The sequence below is a fragment of the Planctobacterium marinum genome, assembly GCF_036322805.1.
GTDB lineage: Bacteria > Pseudomonadota > Gammaproteobacteria > Enterobacterales > Alteromonadaceae > Planctobacterium > Planctobacterium marinum_A.
Genome location: NZ_AP027272.1, coordinates 1,751,279 through 1,773,828, shown reverse-complemented (window position 1 = coordinate 1,773,828; position 22,550 = coordinate 1,751,279). Strand labels below are relative to the sequence as shown.

Sequence of the window (22,550 nt, the reverse complement as noted above, 5' to 3'; positions counted from 1 at the left end):
CTGCGGTCCCGACCGCCATGCATCCTCTATATTGTGGTGTACCCTATCTCTTTGTTTTCCCTACCTTTTGGCGTACATTATGCCTACAAAGTGAATTGCAATAAGCCACCAAATCGCTTCTCGCAGTTGCAAATGAATGCTGTGAATCGAAGGAAATGTATCGTAAAAGCCCTCCTTATCAGGGGAGAACTCAATCCCATAGATAGTTAGCGGAATTTCATAATGGTTGATCATCGCAATCCCCGTAGCCACAAGGGAAAAGATACAAATATATAGTGCAACATGAGTTATTTGAATAAAGCGCTGATGCCAGATGGATTTTGGCTGCACTCGATTGAGTCTAGGCTTACTAAGATGAGAATAAACAATGCGTCCAATTGTTAGTACAACAAGGATAATCCCCATAATGGCGTGTATTTCCACCGCATCCTGTCGATGCAGTAATTGTCCTTTTATATCCCAGTTAGCATGATGTAATTGAGAGGACAGGTTCATCAACATAAATAACAACAAAAACGCCGATACCCAATGCAAGACTCTGTCTACGATATAAATTTTTGATGTCATCCCTGAACTCCTCTGGTAGTTATCCCAATAAGTATTAATTTACCCTATCACAAAAACGGGTTTAGCGTTTTTATGACTATAATAAAAAAGCACCCATTGAGGTGCTTTTGTCATGGTCAATGGTCAATGGTCACATTACATCTTTTGCAACGCGGTAAACGTTAATCTCTAGTTGAGTCCCAGCACATCCTGCATATCATATTGGCCTGCTGATTTGCCTCTTAACCACTTCGCAGCTCTGACCGCACCTTTAGCAAACGTTAAACGACTGGATGCCCGATGAGTCAATTCAATGCGTTCGCCAAGTTCAGCGAACATGGCTGTATGCTCGCCCACAATGTCGCCGGCACGAATAGTGGCAAAGCCTATGGTATTTGGATCTCGCTCCCCCGTGTCTCCTTCTCTTCCGTAAACAGCACACTTATCTAAATCCCGCCCTAATTCATCGGCTATTACCTCGCCGATAGCGACTGCTGTACCGGAAGGTGCATCTTTTTTATAGCGATGGTGGGCTTCCCAAATCTCAATATCCGCAGTATTGCCCATCACTCTCGCCGTCTGGCGCACTAAATTAAACAGCAAATTTACGCCTATACTCATATTTGCAGCAAAAACGATAGGAATAGATTTTGCTCCCTCGGTAATTAATGCTTTTTGTTCGGCATTTAGTCCCGTGGTGCCGATAACCAAGGGAACATTATGCTTCACACACAATTCGATATTACCTCGCAGGGCTTCTGGCAAGGTAAAATCAATCATCACATCAACTGGCAAGGTATCCGTTTCAGACGTGGTTAATACGCCTTGTTTTGGTGCCCCGGCCAGCTCTCCGATATCAAAGCCTCGCCATTTGGAACCGGCTCTGACGTGTGCATACTGTAATTGTATGTCATCCTCTTGCAGATGCGCCTCAATCAACGCTCTTCCCATTCGACCATTTGCACCAAAAATACCGCTTTTCACCAAACTCAAGGTTTTCATCTCTATCAATAAATCGTGGCTTGATACTAGCGTTTCGAAGATGGGTTTTCCATATGTGTAAGAGAACAAAAGGATATAGCATCAAACCGCTTAAGCTTGAACAGATTTCGGGTAAACTAAAACTACTTGCGCTGAAATCGAGAATGGTATGGAAAGTAAAATAAAAAAATCCAGATTAGTTTGGGACCTTCCTGTCAGGCTATTTCACTGGTTACTGGTATTAGCCATTGCGGCCCAATGGTACACCGGTGAGCAAGGCGACACTTGGTTAGAATGGCACTTTTACATTGGCTATTTCACCCTTGGACTAATCTTGTTCCGGGTAGTTTGGGGGTTTTGCGGCACCCGGTATGCGTTATTCAGTGAATTTTTGGTATCCCCCGGAAAAGCACTTAAATCCTTAAAGGACAAAAGCTCACAATTCATCGGCCACACGCCATTGGGCGGTTACATGACTGTCTTGCTGCTCGTCGTGATATTCTTGCAAGCCATGAGTGGCCTGTTTACCAGTGATGAGATTTTCACTGATGGTCCCTGGCGCAGTGTTATAAGTGGTGATTATCAAGAGCTTGCAGATTGGGCCCATGGAAACCTGTTTACCGTAATACAAGTCGCCGTCGCTTTGCATATAGCCGCCGCGTTTTATTATCTGATAATTAAAAAGCAAAACCTGATACGCGCCATGATTGATGGTAAAAAGTCTATTTCTAAAGACAAAACTATTACTTCTTCTAAACTATGGCTGGCACTGTTGCTACTTTTGCTGGTAACAGGCGTTGTGCTGAGTTTGATTTACTTTGCGCCTGAAGTACAAATGGATGATTATTTTTAAACTGTCTTAAAAAGCTTATTATTACTGGGCTTATAGCTATACTGTCGTAAAACTGTCGTAACTTCTACGTATTAAATTCGTACTGGTTTCGTAAACATTTCCAAAGAGATGGTGAACAATGCTGCGGTCTCTTAAACAAGCACCATGAGATTAAAATGAAAATCAATGCAAGGTTAGTTTTAGCTTTACGAACAAAAAAATGCTGGTCACAAGAAGAACTAGCACTGGCATCCGGCTTAAACTTGCGCACGATTCAGCGAATAGAGAAAGAGGCAACGGCATCGCTGCAATCAAAGAAAGCGCTGGCTTCTGCACTTGAGGTAAGTTTCGATGATCTCGACTATGAGGAAGTGGTAAAAATGAAAAAATACGAAACTAAGACGCTGGAAATTGAAACCAATGAAGGCTTTCTTGCCGGGATTAAAAAATCAAAACGCCCCGACTTTTCAGAAATTTTAAACAAGGAAGGGGAAAACGGTTGGAAACTAGTGCAAATACTAACACCAGAATTAACCCAAGGGATATGGACGGGTAAAACAGGTAACTTGCTGGCAATTTTGCAGCGTGAATACACCGACTAACGCTCTTTCAACTAGTATTCACCTCACTCAATTAAAAAAGGCTGACTATGAATAATCAGCCTTTTCGATTATGGATGCATTAATCCGCTTTGAAATCGTCGTGACAGCCCTTACAAGTTCTGCCAACACCACCGATAGCAGCGCGAAACTTTGATTCATCTCCAGCTTTAGCCACTGCCTGAAGATTTTGCGCAGCAGAGGTTAACGCCGCCACTTTTTCGGAAAACGCTTCTGGTTGTTCCCAGATTTTATCCAGTGCTTCGGTGTCCAGCTTATATTTGCGAGTATCCGTCGCCATATAATCTTCAATCATCAGACTCAACTGCTCTATACGCATACCATTTTTTTCCATTACAGCGGCATCGAATGGAGCATTGCCTTTCGCCATGGCGCCCAGCGCACCCATATTACTGCGAATTAATTGGAATAAGGATTGTCTGAATTTAAGCGCCGCTCTGGCTTCTTTCTGCGAATCGGCTTCGTCTTGTGCCACGGCGGTTGTTGCCAATAGTGCAGCAGAAACCATAAGAACCAAAAGTTTTTTCATAGTAGAGCCTGTGTTGAATGTTCTAATTTAATCCCGATTGGGGATATCTCGTTTTTATGCGCCTATTAAAAACTGTAGCAGCAATTAAATAAAGTGCTTATAAACAAAAACCCGCTAAAAAGCGGGTTTTTTAAGATTGCTGACAAGGTTAAGCTTTCAGTGCTTAACCTTTAAGGTGATCAACCTTTAAGATCATCAAAAAATTGTTTGACGCTGTCAAAAAAGCCCTTCTCCTTCGGGCGATGTCTTTCTTTTTCAGAATCCATCGTAGAGTCAAACTCCTTTAACAACTCAATCTGACGGCTATTAAGATTAACCGGTGTCTCCACCAGTACCTTACACATCAAATCGCCTACAGCACCACTGCGTACAGATTTAACACCTTTGCCACGCAAGCGGAACATCTTACCAGTTTGAGTCTCTGCCGGGATCTTAAGCTTAACCTGACCATCCAAAGTCGGTACTTCTAATTCCCCACCCAATGCAGCCATGGTAAAGCTCAGCGGTACTTCGCAGTACAGGTTATTCTCATCGCGCACGAAAATATCGTGATCGCGTACGTTAACCTGCACATACAAATCACCGGGAGGAGCACCCGCTTCCCCAGCTTCCCCTTCACCTGATAAGCGAATACGATCACCGGTATCAACACCTGCCGGGATCTTAACTGACAGCGTCTTGGTTTCTTCTACACGGCCATGACCATGACACTTGCGGCAAGGATCAGAGATGATTTTGCCTTTGCCTGAACAGGTTGGACAGGTTTGCTGCACGGCAAAAAAGCCCTGACGCATTTGTACCTGACCATTACCATGACAGGTAGGACAAGTTGTTGGAGAAGTGCCTTTTTTAGCACCTGAGCCATCACACTCATCACAGCCCACCAAGGTCGGCACTTTAATCTCCACAGATTTACCGCGCACCGCCTCTTCTAAGGTCATTTCCAGGTTATAGCGCAAGTCTGCACCTTGTCTGGCACGACGACGACCGCCGCCACCGCGACCACCACCGAAGATATCACCGAACACATCACCGAAAATATCACCGAAGTCAGCGGCACCTGCGCCTGCGCCACGATTTGGATCAACACCTGCGTGACCAAATTGATCATAAGCAGCGCGCTTTTCTTTATCGTTTAGAATTTCATAGGCTTCCTGGATTTCTTTGAACTTCTCTTCCAGTTCTTTATCACCCGAGGTGCGGTCTGGGTGATATTTCATCGCCAGACGTTTATAAGCCTTTTTAATCTCGCGTTCTTCGGCACCTTTGCTGACACCGAGTACTTCGTAATAATCTCTTTTTGACATGGAGATAATATTTCCCGTCGTTAACCTTATTTCAGAAACGTAAGCGGAGCTTAGCTCCTGATTTCATACCCTGTTTACACAAACAAGGGCGCAGTCCAAGACGCGCCCGTGTTTAAGCCAATGGCATTTCCAGGGAAATGCCAATTCAAGCCTTATTTTTTGTCGTCTTTAACTTCTTCAAATTCAGCATCGACAACATCGTCTTGTGGCTTACCGCCAGACGCTTGCTCACCTTCTGCACCAGCAGCTTGTGCTGCCTGCGCAGCTTGAGCCGCTTCCATCAATTTCGCAGACGCCTGGATAAGCTCTTGCGTTTTAGCTTCGATTTCTGCTTTGTCTTCGCCCTTAGCTGCTGTTTCCAGTGCTGTCAGTGCGGTTTCAATTGCAGATTTATCTTCCGCGCTCAGCGCATCACCAGACTCTTCCAGTTGCTTCTTGGTGCCGTGGATCATGGCGTCAGCTTGGTTACGCGCAGAAACTAGTTCTTCGAACTTCTTATCTTCTGCCGCGTTGTCTTCCGCGTCGCGTACCATTTTTTCCACTTCGTCGTCACTCAAACCAGAAGAAGCCTGAATGGTGATCTTCTGCTCTTTACCTGTGTCTTTATCTTTCGCAGACACATGTAAGATACCGTCAGCATCAATATCGAAAGTCACTTCGATTTGCGGTACACCGCGCTGTGCCGGACGAATACCTTCCAGGTTAAACTGACCCAGCGACTTGTTACCAGAAGCTTGCTTGCGCTCACCCTGAAGTACGTGAACCGTTACCGCAGCCTGGTTGTCGTCTGCCGTTGAGAATGTTTGTGACTTCTTAGTCGGGATCGTAGTGTTTTTCTCTATAAGCGGCGTCATTACACCACCCATAGTTTCGATACCTAAAGACAGTGGAGTTACGTCAAGTAACAGAACGTCTTTTACGTCACCGGCTAGTACACCACCTTGAATCGCAGCACCAACAGCAACCGCTTCATCAGGGTTAACATCTTTACGCGCTTCTTTGCCAAAGAATTCAGTAACATACTTCTGAACCAGTGGCATACGCGTTTGACCACCCACCAAAATGATATCGTGGATATCAGATACTGAAAGGTCTGCATCAGCAAGCGCTTGCTTAACAGGGTCAAGTGATTTCTTAACCATGTCTTCAACCAAAGACTCAAGCTTCGCACGAGTAACTTTAATCACTAAGTGCTTAGGACCCGTTGCATCAGCGGTGATGTACGGCAAGTTAACTTCAGTTTGTTGTGCTGAAGACAGTTCAATCTTGGCTTTTTCACCAGCTTCTTTCAGACGCTGCATCGCTAGCGGATCTTTACGCAGGTCGATGCCTTGATCTTTCTTGAACTCATCTACCAGATAAGTAATTACGCGGTTATCGAAGTCTTCACCACCTAAGTGCGTGTCACCGTTAGTGGCCAATACTTCAAAGGTATGCTCGCCTTCTACTTCATCGATTTCGATGATAGAGATATCGAACGTACCACCACCTAAGTCGTAAACCGCAACGATATTGTCGCCTTTCTTCTTATCCATACCATAAGCCAGCGCCGCAGCAGTTGGCTCGTTGATAATACGCTTAACTTCTAAACCAGCGATACGGCCCGCATCTTTAGTGGCCTGACGCTGAGAATCGTTAAAGTAAGCAGGAACCGTGATTACCGCACCAGTAACCGGCTCACCTAAGTAGTCTTCAGCAGTTTTCTTCATCTTTTTCAGCACTTCAGCAGAAACCTGCGGTGGTGCCATTTTTTCGCCTTTTGCAGCAACCCAAGCATCGCCGTTGTCTGCTTTAACGATTTCGTAAGGCATGATGTCGATGTCGCGCTGTACTTCTTTGTCTTCGAAGCGACGACCAATCAAACGCTTGATAGCAAATAGAGTATTTTGCGGGTTAGTTACCGCCTGACGCTTAGCAGGCTGGCCTACTAGTGTTTCACCGTCTTGCGTATAAGCGATAATCGAGGGCGTTGTACGATCCCCTTCTGCATTTTCGATGACTTTGGCTTTGTCGCCGTCCAGTACTGCAACACACGAGTTTGTTGTACCTAAGTCAATACCAATGATCTTACCCATTAGAATGTCTCCAACTAAAAATTCTTTAAAACTGTTTTTTTAATAGGGCTGCTAAGTTGTTTTTCAATAAAGCAATACCCAGTTTTTTGCATTTTTTTACGCTTCGGTGTTTACACCTTCAGCGGCAGCACGGGAAACAGCCACCATGGCAGGACGCACTAAGCGGCCATTGAGCTGATAACCTTTTTGCATTACGGCAATAACCGTGTTTGGCGCAACGTCGGCAGATTCCTGCATTGACATGGCCTGATGCAATTCCGGATTAAAAGGTTGCCCTTGCGGATCAACCACTTCCAGACCGAACTTTTCAACCGTTGCAACAAACGATTTATGAGTTAGCTCTACCCCTTCCAGAATTGGCTTAATTTCATCGCTGGCATTATCTGATGCCATTAATGCGCGCTCCAGATTGTCAATGACTGGCAACAGTTCACTGACAAAACGCTCAAGAGCAAACTTTTTAGCTTTATCTACTTCGCCTTCGGCGCGACGACGTGCGTTATCGGCCTCGGCTCTGGCACGTAATACCGAATCTTGTTGCTCGGCAACTGTGGCTTGCGCCTTAGCCAGTTCTACTTCCAGCTCAGCAATGCGCTGTTGCTCAATGGTTTCCAATACGGCATCCACCGTTTCGCCTTGAGGTATTTCCTGAGATTCATTTTCAACCACTTCTGGCTGCGTCTCTTCAGGATTTACTGCTTTGTCATTTTGAACGTCGTTACTCATGATGTTGCAATCCGAAAATGTATGAAAATTGAATTACGGAGCTAGATGGGGATGGAACCTGCTGATTCAAGTTACAATTTGTCATATTTTTAATTTAATTTTAATGTTTCCTGTCGCCGGGTAATTCTCTTGTCGTTTTAAAGTCGTTTGGTGTATAACAGACTCGTATTGAGTCATTAATCAGAGCCAGCTATATGCCCCCAATGTTCGAAACCGTTGGTCTTATCGGCAAACCCAACCATTCAGGCGCCAGCGAGAGTTTGCGAATTCTCTACAATTTCCTGATTGCACAGGGTTGCAGAGTCCTTGTGGAGGAACGCGTTGCCAACGAGCTTGAACAGGAAAAGCTGGAAGTTCGTGACCTCGTATCCATTGGCAAAGAGGCACAACTGGCAATAGTAGTAGGCGGCGACGGTAACATGTTGGGTGCGGCCCGGGTGTTATCTCGCTTTGACGTGGCAGTAGTGGGTGTTAACCGAGGTAATCTGGGCTTTCTAACTGATATTGCTCCTGATGACATTGAGCGCCAAATGAAGGCCATTTTCGCCGGCAAGTTCAATAGCGAAGAACGCTTCTTATTGGAAGTGGAAGTTCACCGACATGGAGAGGTCAAAAGTAGTAATTCGGCGATTAATGAGGCGGTGCTGCACCATACAAAAGTCGCGCACATGATGGAATTCGAATTATACGTTGATGATATGTTCGTATTCAGCCAACGTTCTGACGGCGTGATCGTGGCCACCCCAACTGGTTCAACAGCCTATTCACTCTCGGGTGGCGGCCCTATCCTCACCCCTAACCTGGATGCCTTGGCGATAGTACCTATGTTTCCCCACACCCTCAGCAGCAGACCTATTGTTGTCGATGCCAATAGCGAGATCGTGTTAAAAGTCTCTAATGACAATACCGAAAATCTGCAGGTCAGTTGCGATAGCCATGTCATGCTGGCAGTCGTACCCGGTGATGATATCCTGATCCGCAAAAACCCCAGCCCACTGCACCTTATTCACCCCAAAGGTTACAGCTACTTTAATGTCTTGCGCACCAAGCTAAATTGGGGCAGTAAACTTTATTAGTACAAAAAATTGCTGAGAACACTGGACAGCAGCAAAAACATGTATATATTTACAGCTATCTGTATATTTATACATGGTTTTATTTATGCTTATCCAACTGTCTGTTAAAAATTTCGCTATCGTCAAATCACTGGATATTGAATTCAAACAAGGTATGACCGCCATTACGGGCGAAACCGGCGCGGGTAAATCTATCGCCATCGATGCGTTAGGCTTGTGTTTGGGTGAACGCGCCGAAGGCAACAGTGTGCGCAAAGGGGCAAAAAAAGCAGAAATTACAGCCTGTTTCAATGTTAAGCACAACCGCCGTTGTCAGCAATGGTTAGCAGAGCATGATCTGGAAGACGTTGAAGATACCTGTATTTTACGCCGCGTTATATCCAGTGAAGGCCGCTCTAAAGCGTACATCAATGGCAGCCCTGTGCCACTGCAGCAGTTAAAGGAGCTAGGCCCCAAACTAGTGGCGATTCACGGTCAGCATGCCCACCAAGCGTTACTCAAACCTGATGCACAAAGAGCCCTGCTGGACAGCGACGAATCAATCCAAAAACAACTGACCGAGTTAAAAGCTTTGGTGACCCGCCACAATCAGGCACAGAAAGAGCTGGATCAACTACAACAAATGAAACAGCGCAACGAAGACAGAAAAAATTTGCTGTCTTATCAGCTTACTGAACTGGATGAATTTGGTTTATTGGACAACGAGTTCGACTCGCTGGAAAGTGAATTTCGTAAGATGAGCCACAGCCAGTCGTTGCTGGAAGATTCTCAAATCAGTTACCACGAATTGTGCGAGTCAGAGCAAGGCAACGCCGCTACTATTATATCTCGTTGTCTTGAGCGCATTACCGACCTTGTGGAGCACGATGATAGCCTTAAGCCAGTGCAATTAATGTTACGAGAAGCGCAAATTAACATTGATGAGGCAGGGGTTGAGTTGGCTAACTATGTGGATTGTCTGGAAATCGACCCGCTTAAAATGCAACAAACCGAATTGCGCTATTCTCGTGCGATAGAACTGGCCAGAAAACACCTGGTGCAACCAGAAAACCTGGTTCAGCACCATTTGGAGCTGAAGCAAGAATATCAGTCGCTGTTCGATTCGGATCACAAAAGTGAATCGTTGGAAGCAGAGCTGCAAGCCATTAAAGCGCAATATCAAACTTTGGCAGATAAGTTACACAGTACCCGCTGCAAAGTGGCTAAAAGATTGCAAAAATCCGTAGCATTAGAAATTAAAAAAATGAATATGCCCGATGCGGAGTTCGAAATCGCAATTACCGATTGCCATCGAGATAAAATTAATAGTAAAGGCCATGACCAGGTTGAGTTTTTGCTGTGCAGTAATAAAGGCATGAACCTGGAGAAACTGGAAAAAGCCGCTTCTGGTGGTGAACTATCCCGCATTGGCCTGGCGCTTCAGGTATTGGGCAACAAAACCCATGCGGTTCCGACGCTCATATTTGATGAAGTGGATACCGGCATCAGCGGTGGTACAGCCTCTGTAGTAGGTGATTTATTAAAAACCTTGGGAGAAAACGAAACTCAGGTATTTTGTGTTACTCACTTACCACAAGTAGCGGCGAAAGCTCAAAATCAGATGTTAGTGACAAAGTTTTCGGATGGTAAAACCACCGAAACCCACATGACACCGCTGGACGAAGATAAGCGCATTGAAGAGCTGGCTCGACTGCTGGCAGGCGACACCCTGACCGAATCGGCTATTGCCAATGCCAAAGCGTTATTGCAGCAATAATCTCAGCAGCGCACGTTAACCCCCTGAATACTGAACAAAACACCATGGATATTACCCATATCCATGGTGTTTTTTACAATAAATCGTCGCCCTTACGGAACAATTGAGTTGATGTCGTTGTCATTAATCAGTAGGATTCACAGCGGTTTCCAATCAGGAATAAGTTTCCATTTAAGGAATAAGAAGTAAGCATGAAGTCAAAATTGAAGCTCATCGTCGCATTAGTTTTAGCCACTAGTATCGCTGGATGCTCTAGCTGGATTTATCGTATCGATGTTGGCCAGGGAAATTACGTTATTCAGGATGATGTTGATAAGCTTCGTATCGGTATGACTAAAGAACAGGTGCATTTTGTACTTGGCGAACCGGTACTGAGAGACAGCTTCGACGAAAACATTTATTACTATGTTTACAAGCTTAAGCGCGGAATGAGTTCTCGTGGCGAAGACTTCCGCAAAGATCTGATCTTACATTTCGACGGCGATAAACTGACTAAAATGAGTGGCGATTTCGAGCAACCTGAAGAGTTCAATACGCCGTTAGATATCTAATCGGCTGCCCAGATATTTATTCATTCTGATAGTCTTGAAACTCCTCTGCAGTGCTGGCCTCCACTGAATGGATTGGCTAGCGCTTTTTAGCTCTTCCCCCTGTAACCTTATCTGCTCGCCCTTCTTCCTTGGCTTTTTCTGCTCTGCGTCGTCTGGCTTCTTTAGGATCAGCAATCAGCGGGCGATATATTTCGATGCGATCACCATCACGAGTTTCATCCTGCAATTTACAAGTGCGATTCCAGATACCCACTGCATTTTTTGTTAAATCTATCTCAGGGTAACGTTCCAGCATACCCGATTGCTTGATTACAGACTCTACCGTAGAGCCCTCCACCACCATTAAATCCAGCAAAGTTTGTTTTTCTGGTAATGCAAATACCACTTCAACTTTCGCAGTTGCTTCGGCCGCGTTGTTTTCACCATTTACAGACTCAGTCACGATAAACCTCCTTTGCTCTGTCGGTGAAGGCTTTCACCATATTATTGGCCAGGCTACTGAACACCTTGCCAAATGCAAGCTGCGCCAGTGAATTACTGAACTCAAAATCGAGATCCAATTCTATCTTACAGGCGTTTTCTTCCAGCTCGATAAAACGCCATCCCCCTGTGAGCTTTTTAAAGGGGCCTTCCTGCAAGTTCATGGTAATTGCACTGTTGCTTACTAACTCATTGCGGGTAGTGAACCATTGCCTTACTCCAGCCTTGGACACCAGGAGCGATGCCACCATCAAAGACTCGTGTTGCTCGATAATACGAGCATCTTCACAACCGGGCAAAAATTGGGGGTACTGGCTAACATCATTCACCAGGTTAAACATTTTCGCAGCGCTAAAAGGCACCAAAGCACTGCGGTGAACAGCTGGCATCGGGACGCATATCCTTGTTGTTATTAAATTTGAAAACAAAAAATTGTAACACGATAGTTTACATTTCTGGTTATAAACTAGAAGACAATTTTTTGTGACTGCGTATAATACGCGGCCATGAAAAAAAAGCAGAACAAATCCAATACTACCGGCACCATTGCGTTAAATAAGCGCGCCCGCCACGACTTTTTCTTAGAAGAAAAGTTTGAAGCAGGCGTCGCTCTGCAAGGCTGGGAAATAAAAAGTATCCGCGCTGGTAAGGTAAATCTAACCGACGTGTATGTGCATGTTAAAGACGGCGAAGCGCATCTGCTGAACTGTCGTATCACACCGCTGGAATCAGCATCTTCTCATGTTATCTGCGATCCAGTGCGCCCGAAAAAATTACTGTTACACCGCCGGGAACTCAATCGCCTGATAGGCAGCGTAGAGCGCCAGAGTTTTACCGTCGTTGCCAGCGCCATGTACTGGAAAAAATGCTGGGTTAAAGTGGAAATTCACTTAGCCAAAGGTAAACAAACTCACGACAAGCGAGATTCCATCAAAGACCGGGATTGGGCACGTCAAAAAGAACGGATGATGAAACACAAAGCCTGATGAGCGCTATTTGCAGTCCCCTGGATTTGTGTTAATCTCCCTGCCCCTTTCGTTGAGGGCTGTGGTTAAAGCCACTAAATCAACGGAGCCTGGGTTGAAAACCTCGAACAGCGTTGCTATGTATTAAGTACAGCAAACGTTCTACACCAGTTTTTTAACTATAAGCCGATATAGGGTTATAGAAAACGAATTGGGGCAGATTAGGATTCGACGGGATACACGAAACCCAAGGTGCATGTCGAGGGGCGGTTGGCCTCGTAAAAAGCCGCAAAAAAATAGTCGCAAACGACGAAAACTACGCACTAGCAGCTTAATAACCTGCATAGGCCCTCCCACTTCAGCCGTTGTCTTTTCGTGAAGGCTCGGGAGGTCATACTAAAAGACTAGCGAGGGAACCTCGTCTGAGGGTGAACCGCGAAATCGTATCAGACCAGCCACGAGAAATCCTGTTTGTCGGAGTTCAACTGGTTAAATAAAAGACAGACTAAACATGTAGGACCGAGGATGTAGGTATTGCGGACGGGGGTTCAAATCCCCCCTGCTCCACCAATTAGAAACCCCGTACCGAAAGGTATGGGGTTTTTTATTGGTGGAGCGGGACTAACCCGCGCAGGGGGTTCACAAATTTGTCTGGAACAAATTTGGACATCCGAAGGATGGTCCGCAGGACAAAGTACAAGGACGTACTTTGCAAATCCCCCCGTTAATCCCCCCAACACTGTAATTAAAGTTGAGCAGGTTGGTGAATGAGACCGCAGAGGGGGTTCACAAAATCGTAGGGAACGATTTTGTACGTCGCTTGCGACGGCCCGAAGGGGTAAGCACCGTTCAAAAATTGGGAATACCTGGACCAATTTTAGGTACGAACGCGAGACAAGTGAACATCAAGCCGACCAATTCTTCTGGAAAGAATTTGAACATCCGAAGGATGGCCCAAAGGGCGAAGGACAGGAGTCCGAAGTAAAGCTTTCATCATTGATTCCAGTTCCCGGGATCCAAAAAGTTATCAAACCGCTGAACGCAATTGTGAAGATGCTCACACCTTCCCCAACAAAGGCGATTATGGACAAGTTGCAAGAAATCGATGAGAAATTAAATGGGATATATGGTTTAGTTCAAGAGGCCCTCACCGAAGATGACGTTAAAGTCCTGATGCGCAGAAATAACTCACTATTTTTACAAATTCAAAATGTTGAGCTAGCTCCTGCAACGCCTGATTGGACAAAGGTATTGGACTTATATGGTGCTATGGTTGTGAATTATACGGATGCAGCGCAACACGCGAATGATTTCCTGAAACACTATGAGAGTGTCAACATACATGGCGATGGATATCTGATCCAGTACATCGGTGGTTTCGCGAATACCATGTGCCAGTTTTACAGTATGTATACGGTACTGCAACACACGACAAATATCCTATTGAGTAACGAGAAATTAATCAATTCGTCGCTAAAAGAAAAGATAACCGAAAGGCTGACAAATGAGCAAAACATAATCATCAATGTCGTACTTCAGTTTATCAACCAAGCTAATGAAGAAGCCGCAACGGCGATATTTGACTTTAAATACCCTTCCTGGTGTAAAAACATTTTCAAACAAGCGGCATTAAAAATCGAGAATCTAGACGGCAGAAATATGAAATACGCCGCTGACTCAAAAGATGACTTTATCTGTCTTTCACAAAGCTATGTAAAAGGTACTCGTTGTGAGCAGTTTAAAATATTGTTTATCGATGGGGGACTCCCCCGGGACGAACATCGCCAAGGAATGTGGGAAATTAAACTCCAATCAGGAGAGACTGCGGGATTTAAGACTATTACGCAACATCATGGTGGTGGATATTATGCTACAAAAAATACCTATCTAGTCACAGATAAAGAAGCAAGATTCATAATTAAATACGTTCATACCTCAATCATTATTTGTCTTGAGAAAAACGGTAAAGCATCATCTTCACACTTGGGAGCAGAGCCTCATCACGCAAGAAAGGTTTGGACAACGACCAAGAGTTATAAATGGAGCATAGTCAGCATTAATTAGTTTTCAAACTAACGGCAAAGGGCGTAAACGGAACGGAGCAAAGCTTAAAAAACGGCTTTTGTTCTGTTCCTTTAGTTTGTTCTGGTTGAGACTTTATCTGACAGTGATCCGCTTTTCAGGTGTCGCTGTCAGACCAGCTTAGAACTAAATTCTTCCTTAAGCTAATTCCCACCCCTTCCCAAAAACTTTTAAACCGTGCTATGTTACTCACCACACTCGACGATATTAATTTTTACCATTAAGGGAACAGGAAGATGAAAAAGCATGTCGTTTTATTGTTGCTTACTGCACTAGTATCTGGATTAGCTTTTGCACAACAGGGGACTAACGAACAAAAGGACAATTCAGAGGAGCGAATTGAAGTTCTCGGCCAGAGAACACCTACCCATTACTACAAAGCGATGAGAAGAGCTGAGATAGATTTGTATGATCAGGTTAACAAGATGCTTACCAATGACAAATACAAAATCAGCTGTGAAAGAGAAACCTACAGCGTCGCGAGAAATGCGACTCGGTTAAAGAAAAAATATTGTCTACCCAAATTTGTCAGAGAGCGCATGGGAGAAGAAACGCGCAAAGCATTGGAGGATGGTGTCGAGCCCCCTACCCTTGAGCAAGTGGAATTGATGGTGGCTGATGAGCAAGAAGAAGCTCTCAATGCTGTTGCTAAAGTGATTGAAGAAAATCCCAAACTACTTGAATTGCTTATAAAATATCACACCTCTGCCGCCAACTATGAAAATGTCAAAGCCCAATATGCTTCGGATAAAGACTAGTTAATTAATCAATTGCAGAGCAGGTATGTAATCAACCTGCTCTCCTGAAGTTTCTCAAACCGTGCTAAGTTGCTCTTAAGTTGAGCAATGCGAATTTTTTCCTATAAGGGAACGGAAATGAAAAAACATAGCCTGTTAATGATTGTAGCTTTGTTTTCCAGTGGATTAGCGATTGGACAACAACAAAACTCCGGAAAAGAAGATTACGGTGAACGTATTGAAGTGCGCGGTAAGAAAACGCCCATGTACTTTTACTCTGCAATGCAACAGGCAGAAATTGATCTATATGATCAAGTTAATAAACAACTAAAAGATGACAGGTATAAAGTAAGTTGCCAAAGAGAGAGCCAGATTGGCACCAACTTGAAACAAAAGCGGTGCCTGCCCAACTTTGTTAGGGCTCGCATGGCCTTCGAAACCCAAAAAGCCCGTGAAAGTGGCGGGCCCCCTCTCACCTTAGAACAAGTGGAAGCCTTGGTTGGCAAAGAGCGCCAGGAAGCAATGAATGCCGTTGCCAAAGTAATCGAAAGGAATCCAGAACTACTTGAATTGCTGGTGAAATACCAAAGTTCTGTCGCAGCCTGGGAAAAGTCAAAAGCGGAAGAAGTTGCAGCGCGCAACTAAGTATTTCTGCATAGGCCGAAGGATTGTATCCCAAAAGTAGTAACTAAACGGTCAACAACTATTTTGGCTGGCTTAGGCCAGCCACGTCGCCTTTCACTAAAAATCCAGCGATATCTTTCCGCAGCAGGTCTTTGAGCTCCATAGCCAGATTATTATCTACTTGAAAATCAATAAGTAACCACTGTTCTTGAGGCTTGTATGACTGAAACTCCCCCCTGACAGGAGCTTCCTGATGGAGCGGCAAATAACTGAGCAATTTAAACCTCTCTCCAACCCGATGGCTGCCTAATAACTCGTGCCCCAAAATAGTCCGAGTGCATCGCCGGCCTCCAGTAACATGGACTGCTTCAAAGCAATAATACCATCGTTACTATTGTCTTTTTTGTCGCGGTTGAAAGAATACAATTGCTCTACCGCCCTGTTTTTCCTTTCTGCCTGATACAGTTTAAAAAATTGTTCCACCGGAGTTTGATAATCAGCGGCCACAATGGGTGCACTTGCCAGAATTAATACAAAGGCCAATGCTCTCATTTGTCATCCTTTTATGTATTTGATAATTTTAATACCTTAAATTAAACAGCTGAACCCGATGTGAAATAGCTTGGCAACAACCAAAAATCTTGTAGCCAGATTTTTTACCCTACCCCATCCCGAAAACCTATGGCACACTAAGTTCCAATCCAAGCAGTAAGATATAGCAATATGAGCGCACTTCCGGGTGAACAAATGAATCGTATCGAAACCTTTGTAGCGGCGGCTTTTGCCTTCGCGGTATCGATGTTGGTGATTTCGGTGGACTCCATTCCAAGTAATTTTGAAGAGTTACAAGGCGCGGCGAAAAATATTCCAGCTTTTGCGGCCAGTTTCGCGATACTCGCCTGGATCTGGCATGAACATGCCAGCTGGTGTCGCAAATACGGTCTGGAGGATACCCGCACCATCGTATTAAGTTGCCTGTTGGTGTTTCTGGTGCTGGTATACATCTATCCATTGCGTTTAATGATGCAAGGCCTGATGGGCTTCTTGTCGCAAGGCTGGTTCCCCTTCGATATGGACTTTGAAGCCACCTGGCAGGTGCGCTTTTTGTTTGGTTTCTACGCTGTGGGCTTTTTGCTGCTAAGCCTGACTTTCGCCGGGTTGTTCCACCATGCTGCCCAAAAAGCAGCAGAGATAGGACTTTCTGATGAAGAAACACGAATCGCAAAAACCGAAGCGATAATCTGGTTAAGTGGCGCTAGCGTGTGTGTACTAGCACTGCTGTTGTGTATTCTCGTACCTTCCAACTGGATTGGATATACCGGCTTTACTTACTTTTTGCTTTTTCCACAAAACTTCATATTGCGCGAAAAAGTTCTTAAAAAAGTAGCAAACAAAATAATCAAACCAGAGGGCAACAACAACTGACAGACGTTGCACGCACTTTAATTCGAATAACAACTACAGTTTTGCTGCGAGGCGCAAAATAGCTACCATTAGTTCAGCAGTACTTTGCTCCAGTTTTTGCAGCGTATTCAAGGTTCTTTCGTCTACACCGCTCGTCGCTGAAGAAATTGTTTGTGCTGCCTGCTCATAGAACTTGTTGAAGGTTGATTCAAAGGCTTTGTATTCACTTAACTTACTAAACTTTGATTGTCCTTGGTCTTGCATCCAACGTCCTGGTTCTGTATCGGCCTTGTTAGGGAGAACTCCGCCAACACCAGACAAACATTGATAGACCTGAGTTTTAACGTGCAACACATCCAGTTGTACGATGGCTAACAATGCTTTATCTGCACTGGTAACAATGGTGTCACGCATATCAACAGACATATCCAATACCTGAGACACCTTGGTTTTAACTTCGCTGGTTTTTTCCACTAGTACACGAGATTTTTCCGAGACATCATTAATGTTGGTCTCGATATTTTTCGTGCCTTCTTCGATTTTTTCTACCAGGTTGTTGATTTCCTGAGTTGACTCCGATGAGCGCATTGCCAGATTGCGCACTTCTTCTGCTACGACAGCAAAACCTCTCCCACTTTCCCCTGCTCGAGCAGCTTCAATTGCCGCATTCAGCGCCAACAAGTTGGTTTGTTCGGCGATTGAATTGATAACGCCAACAAAGTTACTGATACGACTGGCCAAGCCGGATAGCTCCCCGGCATGAGTTACACCTTGTGCTGCAATACTATCAATCTGACTTAAACCATTAACGGCTTCATCGAGCATTTCTGCTGAGCCGGTAAACAGATCTTTGGTATCATTCAAATTAGACGCTTGCGCTGATAAAGCACTGGCACTGTCTCCCACCAACTCTTTCACATTACTAATTTGCTTTTGTCCTTTAACCAGGCTCTCGGTCAGGCTGTTTTCCCTCGAATCTTTCTGCTGTACTTCATGCAATAGCATTTCGCTATTGGCCAACTGCTTTTCAAGCTGAGAGATACGTTCATTCAGAGTTTGATTTTCACTGTTGAGTTGTTTGATTTGAAGGAGGTCATCTTCGTTGCTTTTATTTAACCACCACATAGTGTCTTTTCTCGTGTAATTAGAAACAATAAACGGCTATTGAATACATATCGTCTATTTTTTTAATTACATCAGCGCTTTTTTAACAATTCTTTTGTTTTACCCGCAGGCTGGCCCCCACTGCGGCAAACTTGGGAACGGGTTTCCACACAGGCTTAACCAAAGACAGTGGAAATTCTTGTTTTTTTGCCACCAGAATATAAACCGAGGCCAAGAAAGACAGGTGTTTCTGCGCCAGTTGATGCCACTTTAATGCTTTTTTCAGTTCTCTGGAAAACAATAACTCGGAAAACAAAAAACGTTTCTCTTCAGTAACTTGATAGCCCATCAGAGACAACCAATCTCTCACTCGGGAACGACTGAAAAAGCGCGCTTGATGTATGGGGTTTTGCTTTTTAAATGGCAAATACTTAGCCAGCCCTGCCAGGCTGTATGGGTTGAACCCCACAATCACTAAATGTCCATTTGGGATCAGGCAATGATCGACTTCGCGCAATATATGATGAGGATCGCTGGCATAATCCAGCACGTGCGCCATCAAAACCGCATCGACGCTCTTTTCTTTGTAGGGTAATTCGGTGGGTTTGGCCACTACGCCTGCGAGCGGATTACTGTGATAAGAGTGGCAAACTTGATGTTTTATTGGACAAGTATCCAGACTTAGCGCCTGACTTAACTCACCCAACTTCACTAAATGATAACCAAAGCATTTCTGCATTATCGGTGCGAGCTCCAGCTCATACACAGCTTTAAACCCCTCGCTGTGAGGCATTGCCTGCCATGACACAGGAGCTGTTATTTTTTTGTTGAGCAGTGCGGGTCTGAACAAGCGAATTCCGTAAAAATCAAATTAGCAGTATGAACTCAAGAACGTTATATTATGGCAAAGTGAAAGAGAACCATAGAACTTTTGACCAAGATATGATCAACGTTTTTCCCATCCCAGCGTTTACCGACAACTATATTTGGTGCCTTCACAACGGACATAGCGCTGTGGTAGTTGACCCTGGCGAAGCCGCACCAGTTGAGCGCTATCTACAAAGTAACAACCTTGAACTGACCCATATCCTGCTTACTCACCACCACCCCGATCACATAGGTGGCGTAGTACGGCTCAAGCAAGCAGGTGTCACTGTTTATGGCCCGGTGTCAAAGCGAATTGCCCACATCGATGTCGCTGTGAGTGAAGCTGAACAGGTAACCATTGCCTCACTAGATACGGATTTCACCGTAATGGAAGTACCCGGTCATACCAGAGAGCACATCGCTTTTTTTGGAGAAGTTGGTCTGTTTTGTGGTGATACCTTGTTTTCCGCAGGGTGTGGGCGTTTGTTTGAAGGCACTCCAGCGCAAATGTACCAGGTTTTCCAGCGCTACGCCGAATTACCCGCGGATACCAAGGTATTTTGTACCCATGAATACACTCAAGCAAATCTGGATTTTGCCTTGCACTTATTACCCGATGATAACGCCTTAAAGCGCTATCAAGAGCGAGTACAAGCACTTCGGAAAACTGATACGCCGACATTACCAAGCACAATTGGTTTGGAATTGCAGGTCAATCCCTATCTGCGGGCTGCTGAACCTGCATTTATCACTGCAATTCAACAAAAAACAGGTAAAATGCCGCAATCAGAGTTGGAAGCCTTTGCCGCTATTCGGCAACTAAAAGACCAATTTTAAACAGCATTTACCAAACAGGACGATTTAGTGACCGATAGAATTTTCTTGCCGTTAGTTATTGCGTTTGCCTTGCAAGGTTGCCAGCTTACGCAGCCCCTCACTGAAGACAAGACATCCTCTGATGACTTTATAGCCGCCGAATACATTGACGAATGCTATATCCCACCCGATGTGGCAGATCTTGCTTTTGAGTGCGATGAAAACAGTGAAGGCACTCATGAAGTGATTCATCCGGTGAGTGAACTTGACGAACTGATCAGTTCCGTTCCAGAAATGGAGCAAATCACCGAGCAAGGCACCGTAGAACAAGAGGATCTATGGCAGTTAGTTCGAAGCGAATTGACCATGCCTATCCCAGACAATAAACGCATCTGGAACCAGCAAGCCTGGTATCGGAAACATCCTCATTATATGCAACGGGTAAACAAGCGCGCAGCTCCCTTTTTCAAGCATATTGTAGAGAAACTCAAAGCTGCTGACATGCCGATGGAATTGGCGCTGTTACCTATTGTGGAAAGCGCTTTCGACCCCTTTGCCTATTCTCATGGACGTGCCGCCGGTATGTGGCAGTTTATCCCGGGTACCGCGGAACGCTTCGGCATTAAACAAACCTGGTGGTTTGACGGGCGTCGAGATGTCATTTCATCCACGGATGGCGCGATTAAATATCTACAGTATTTATACAAATTTTTCGATGGCAACTGGCTGCATGCTCTTGCCGCTTATAACAGTGGTGAAGGACGTGTACGCAATGCGATTAAGCACAACAGACGCAATGGCAAACCTACTGATTTCTGGAACCTTGACTTACCACGAGAAACCCGAGCTTACGTACCTAAGTTATTGGCTCTTTCTGATCTGCTGATGCGCTCTGAAGAGCTGGGCTTTGATTGGCCAACTCTGAAAAACGAAGACGTTACTGAAGTGGTGGAGATTGGCTCACAAATCGATTTAGCTATGGCCGCCGATTGGGCAGGACTGACCGTCGAGCAGTTGCATTCATTAAACCCGGGATTTAATCGTTGGGCTACCGACCCAAATGGTCCGCATCGCTTGTTATTGCCTATCGATAAAGTGGCTCAGTTTGAAGTAGCGCTGGGTGACAAATCCGAACGACAGCGTTTGAATTGGGTAAGGCACAAAATTAAATCTGGAGAAAGTCTGCTAAAACTGGCGAACAAATATCACACCTCAGTGGATGTGATACAGCAAGTGAATGAATTGCGCGGTAATGTTATCCGTGCTGGCGACTACTTGATGATCCCGGTGGCGTTAAAGTCATTGGACTATTATTCGCTATCTGAAGAGCAGCGTTTACTAGCCAAGCAATCAAAAAAGCGCGGCACTCACCAGTTAAAGCACACAGTTAAATCCGGTGATACTTTGTGGGACATTAGCCGGGAATACAATGTGAACTTGCGCAGCTTAGCCAAGTGGAATGGCATGGCTCCCACCGACCCACTCAAGCCCGGTAAAGAACTGGTTATCTGGGTGAATCAAGTCAGTGAAATACAAAGCGACAACGCGGTGATGCGAACGGTAACCTACACCGTGCGCAAAGGCGATTCACTGGCCCGCATTGCCAATAAGTTCAACGTCGCGATTAATGACCTGACTAAATGGAATCAGTTGAACAAGAAAAAGTATCTGCAGCCGGGACAAAAACTGAAGATTTACGTAGATGTGACTCGCACCTGATTGCGCTTAGAAAACTAAAAAATTAAAAAAGCCCTCTGATGAGGGCTTTTTATTATATTAAATTCCAATCAGGCCACCATATCAAACTGCAGCAAAGGAGTGATGTCCAGATAAGCGGCCGCTTCTTTAGGACTTTTAACCAGTGGCACTTCCCCTAAAAATGGCGCATCAAGGTGCTCTCTCAAAGTTTTGATGTTTTCGGTCAAAAACGGCATCTCTGCATCTACGTGATTCGCTACCCAGCCAGCTATTTTTAGCCCATCCTGCTTGATGATTTCTGCCGTCATGCAGGCGTGGTTGATACAACCAAGGCGCACCCCCACCACAAGCACTACGGGTATATCGTACTGTTTAACGAATTCTGACATGAAGCGCTTGTTACCGATAGGTAAGCGCCATCCGCCAGCACCTTCCACAATGGTGAGGTCAGCTTGTTTCTTGAGTAAGCGCTCATAACCATCAGCGACTCCTTGCAGGCAGATCTCTCGTCCAGCTCGTTGCGCCGCCAAGTGCGGGGCCACAGCCTCCTGGAAGGGAAAGGGATTGACTTCGTCATAAGTAAGATTGATGGTACTGGCATCTTGCAAACACAGTGCATCTTCATTGCGCAAACCCGAAGAAGTAAGAACACAACCAGAAGCGACAGGCTTATAGCCAACGCAAGTTTTACGCTTTTGTTCGTAAATATGCATGATTGTGCGAGAGATAAAGGTTTTGCCTACCTCGGTATCAGTACCTGTCACAAAAAACACA

General features: G+C 45.0%; 25 protein-coding genes and 1 other RNA gene. 13 read left to right on the top strand and 13 right to left on the bottom strand.

The annotated features are described in order from the left end of the window. Positions 1 to 60: 60 nt before the first annotated feature. A complete protein-coding gene (locus AABA75_RS07910) occupies positions 61 to 567 on the bottom strand; it encodes a cytochrome b/b6 domain-containing protein (protein ID WP_338292072.1) in 507 nt (168 codons plus the stop codon). Positions 568 to 735: 168 nt separating this feature from the next. Further along, complete coding sequence (dapB, locus tag AABA75_RS07905) at positions 736 to 1,533, bottom strand: 4-hydroxy-tetrahydrodipicolinate reductase (protein ID WP_425325596.1); 798 nt, start codon at positions 1,531 to 1,533, stop codon at positions 736 to 738. Between the two features lie 163 nt (positions 1,534 to 1,696). Here dapB and AABA75_RS07900 point away from each other — a divergent pair, with 163 nt between their 5' ends. Then, positions 1,697 to 2,380 carry a cytochrome b/b6 domain-containing protein gene (locus AABA75_RS07900; RefSeq protein WP_338292068.1) on the top strand — a complete coding sequence of 228 codons (684 nt, stop codon included), beginning with the start codon at positions 1,697 to 1,699 and terminating at the stop codon, positions 2,378 to 2,380. A gap of 155 nt (positions 2,381 to 2,535) precedes the next feature. Next, on the top strand, positions 2,536 to 2,961 hold the full coding sequence (locus AABA75_RS07895; RefSeq protein ID WP_338292067.1) for a DUF4177 domain-containing protein: 426 nt from the start codon (positions 2,536 to 2,538) through the stop codon (positions 2,959 to 2,961). A 79-nt stretch (positions 2,962 to 3,040) separates the two neighbouring features. Here the strand turns inward: AABA75_RS07895 and AABA75_RS07890 are convergent, their stop codons facing one another. From AABA75_RS07890 to grpE, 4 genes are all read right to left on the bottom strand, one after another. Continuing rightward, the gene (locus tag AABA75_RS07890) at positions 3,041 to 3,508 is read right to left on the bottom strand and encodes a c-type cytochrome (protein ID WP_338292066.1); all 468 of its coding nucleotides are present in this window, start codon (positions 3,506 to 3,508) and stop codon (positions 3,041 to 3,043) included. A 179-nt stretch (positions 3,509 to 3,687) separates the two neighbouring features. Further along, the gene (gene dnaJ, locus AABA75_RS07885) at positions 3,688 to 4,815 is read right to left on the bottom strand and encodes a molecular chaperone DnaJ (protein ID WP_338292064.1); all 1,128 of its coding nucleotides are present in this window, start codon (positions 4,813 to 4,815) and stop codon (positions 3,688 to 3,690) included. 152 nt (positions 4,816 to 4,967) lie between these two features. Then, a complete protein-coding gene (gene dnaK, locus AABA75_RS07880) occupies positions 4,968 to 6,890 on the bottom strand; it encodes a molecular chaperone DnaK (protein WP_338292063.1) in 1,923 nt (640 codons plus the stop codon). A 96-nt stretch (positions 6,891 to 6,986) separates the two neighbouring features. Next, on the bottom strand, positions 6,987 to 7,616 hold the full coding sequence (gene grpE, locus AABA75_RS07875; RefSeq protein ID WP_338292062.1) for a nucleotide exchange factor GrpE: 630 nt from the start codon (positions 7,614 to 7,616) through the stop codon (positions 6,987 to 6,989). Positions 7,617 to 7,810: 194 nt separating this feature from the next. Here grpE and nadK point away from each other — a divergent pair, with 194 nt between their 5' ends. The 3 genes from nadK (at position 7,811) to AABA75_RS07860 (ending at position 10,999) form a co-directional block, all read left to right on the top strand. Continuing rightward, positions 7,811 to 8,692 carry an NAD(+) kinase gene (nadK, locus tag AABA75_RS07870; protein ID WP_338292061.1) on the top strand — a complete coding sequence of 294 codons (882 nt, stop codon included), beginning with the start codon at positions 7,811 to 7,813 and terminating at the stop codon, positions 8,690 to 8,692. Between the two features lie 85 nt (positions 8,693 to 8,777). Further along, on the top strand, positions 8,778 to 10,448 hold the full coding sequence (recN, locus tag AABA75_RS07865; protein WP_338292060.1) for a DNA repair protein RecN: 1,671 nt from the start codon (positions 8,778 to 8,780) through the stop codon (positions 10,446 to 10,448). Positions 10,449 to 10,639: 191 nt separating this feature from the next. Beyond that, positions 10,640 to 10,999, top strand: a complete 360-nt coding sequence (locus AABA75_RS07860) for an outer membrane protein assembly factor BamE (RefSeq protein ID WP_338292059.1) — start codon at positions 10,640 to 10,642, stop codon at positions 10,997 to 10,999. Positions 11,000 to 11,075: 76 nt separating this feature from the next. On the opposite strand, the gene AABA75_RS07855 is transcribed toward AABA75_RS07860, so the two are convergent. Further along, positions 11,076 to 11,441 carry an RnfH family protein gene (locus AABA75_RS07855; RefSeq protein ID WP_338292058.1) on the bottom strand — a complete coding sequence of 122 codons (366 nt, stop codon included), beginning with the start codon at positions 11,439 to 11,441 and terminating at the stop codon, positions 11,076 to 11,078. Then, on the bottom strand, positions 11,434 to 11,868 hold the full coding sequence (locus AABA75_RS07850; protein ID WP_338292057.1) for a type II toxin-antitoxin system RatA family toxin: 435 nt from the start codon (positions 11,866 to 11,868) through the stop codon (positions 11,434 to 11,436). Before AABA75_RS07850 ends, AABA75_RS07855 begins: the two co-directional genes overlap by 8 nt. 117 nt (positions 11,869 to 11,985) lie before the next feature. On the opposite strand from AABA75_RS07850, the gene smpB reads away from it, so the two are divergent. From smpB to AABA75_RS07825, 5 genes are all read left to right on the top strand, one after another. After that, positions 11,986 to 12,465, top strand: a complete 480-nt coding sequence (smpB, locus tag AABA75_RS07845) for an SsrA-binding protein SmpB (protein WP_338292055.1) — start codon at positions 11,986 to 11,988, stop codon at positions 12,463 to 12,465. Between the two features lie 192 nt (positions 12,466 to 12,657). Next, positions 12,658 to 13,014, top strand: a transfer-messenger RNA (tmRNA) gene (gene ssrA, locus AABA75_RS07840). 513 nt (positions 13,015 to 13,527) lie between these two features. Then, positions 13,528 to 14,508, top strand: a complete 981-nt coding sequence (locus AABA75_RS07835; protein ID WP_338292054.1) for a hypothetical protein — start codon at positions 13,528 to 13,530, stop codon at positions 14,506 to 14,508. A gap of 254 nt (positions 14,509 to 14,762) precedes the next feature. After that, positions 14,763 to 15,284 carry a hypothetical protein gene (locus tag AABA75_RS07830; RefSeq protein ID WP_338292052.1) on the top strand — a complete coding sequence of 174 codons (522 nt, stop codon included), beginning with the start codon at positions 14,763 to 14,765 and terminating at the stop codon, positions 15,282 to 15,284. A 117-nt stretch (positions 15,285 to 15,401) separates the two neighbouring features. After that, positions 15,402 to 15,908 (top strand): hypothetical protein, encoded by a 507-nt coding sequence (locus tag AABA75_RS07825; RefSeq protein WP_338292051.1) that lies wholly within the window; start codon positions 15,402 to 15,404, stop codon positions 15,906 to 15,908. Between the two features lie 58 nt (positions 15,909 to 15,966). Here the strand turns inward: AABA75_RS07825 and AABA75_RS07820 are convergent, their stop codons facing one another. Further along, a complete protein-coding gene (locus AABA75_RS07820; protein WP_338292050.1) occupies positions 15,967 to 16,164 on the bottom strand; it encodes a hypothetical protein in 198 nt (65 codons plus the stop codon). Between the two features lie 29 nt (positions 16,165 to 16,193). Further along, positions 16,194 to 16,439, bottom strand: a complete 246-nt coding sequence (locus AABA75_RS07815; RefSeq protein WP_338292049.1) for a hypothetical protein — start codon at positions 16,437 to 16,439, stop codon at positions 16,194 to 16,196. Positions 16,440 to 16,634: 195 nt separating this feature from the next. On the opposite strand from AABA75_RS07815, the gene AABA75_RS07810 reads away from it, so the two are divergent. Beyond that, on the top strand, positions 16,635 to 17,312 hold the full coding sequence (locus AABA75_RS07810) for a TMEM175 family protein (protein WP_338292048.1): 678 nt from the start codon (positions 16,635 to 16,637) through the stop codon (positions 17,310 to 17,312). Positions 17,313 to 17,345: 33 nt separating this feature from the next. On the opposite strand, the gene AABA75_RS07805 is transcribed toward AABA75_RS07810, so the two are convergent. Both AABA75_RS07805 and AABA75_RS07800 read right to left on the bottom strand, forming a co-directional pair. Beyond that, positions 17,346 to 18,416 carry a methyl-accepting chemotaxis protein gene (locus AABA75_RS07805; protein ID WP_338292046.1) on the bottom strand — a complete coding sequence of 357 codons (1,071 nt, stop codon included), beginning with the start codon at positions 18,414 to 18,416 and terminating at the stop codon, positions 17,346 to 17,348. 82 nt (positions 18,417 to 18,498) lie between these two features. Next, the gene (locus tag AABA75_RS07800) at positions 18,499 to 19,245 is read right to left on the bottom strand and encodes a methyltransferase domain-containing protein (RefSeq protein WP_338292045.1); all 747 of its coding nucleotides are present in this window, start codon (positions 19,243 to 19,245) and stop codon (positions 18,499 to 18,501) included. A 92-nt stretch (positions 19,246 to 19,337) separates the two neighbouring features. Here AABA75_RS07800 and gloB point away from each other — a divergent pair, with 92 nt between their 5' ends. Beyond that, positions 19,338 to 20,099 carry a hydroxyacylglutathione hydrolase gene (gene gloB, locus AABA75_RS07795; RefSeq protein WP_425325567.1) on the top strand — a complete coding sequence of 254 codons (762 nt, stop codon included), beginning with the start codon at positions 19,338 to 19,340 and terminating at the stop codon, positions 20,097 to 20,099. Positions 20,100 to 20,126: 27 nt separating this feature from the next. Continuing rightward, complete coding sequence (locus tag AABA75_RS07790) at positions 20,127 to 21,797, top strand: LysM peptidoglycan-binding domain-containing protein (protein ID WP_338292042.1); 1,671 nt, start codon at positions 20,127 to 20,129, stop codon at positions 21,795 to 21,797. A 68-nt stretch (positions 21,798 to 21,865) separates the two neighbouring features. Here AABA75_RS07790 and bioD read toward each other — a convergent pair whose 3' ends face one another. Then, complete coding sequence (gene bioD, locus AABA75_RS07785; RefSeq protein ID WP_338294820.1) at positions 21,866 to 22,549, bottom strand: dethiobiotin synthase; 684 nt, start codon at positions 22,547 to 22,549, stop codon at positions 21,866 to 21,868. Position 22,550: the final 1 nt, after the last annotated feature.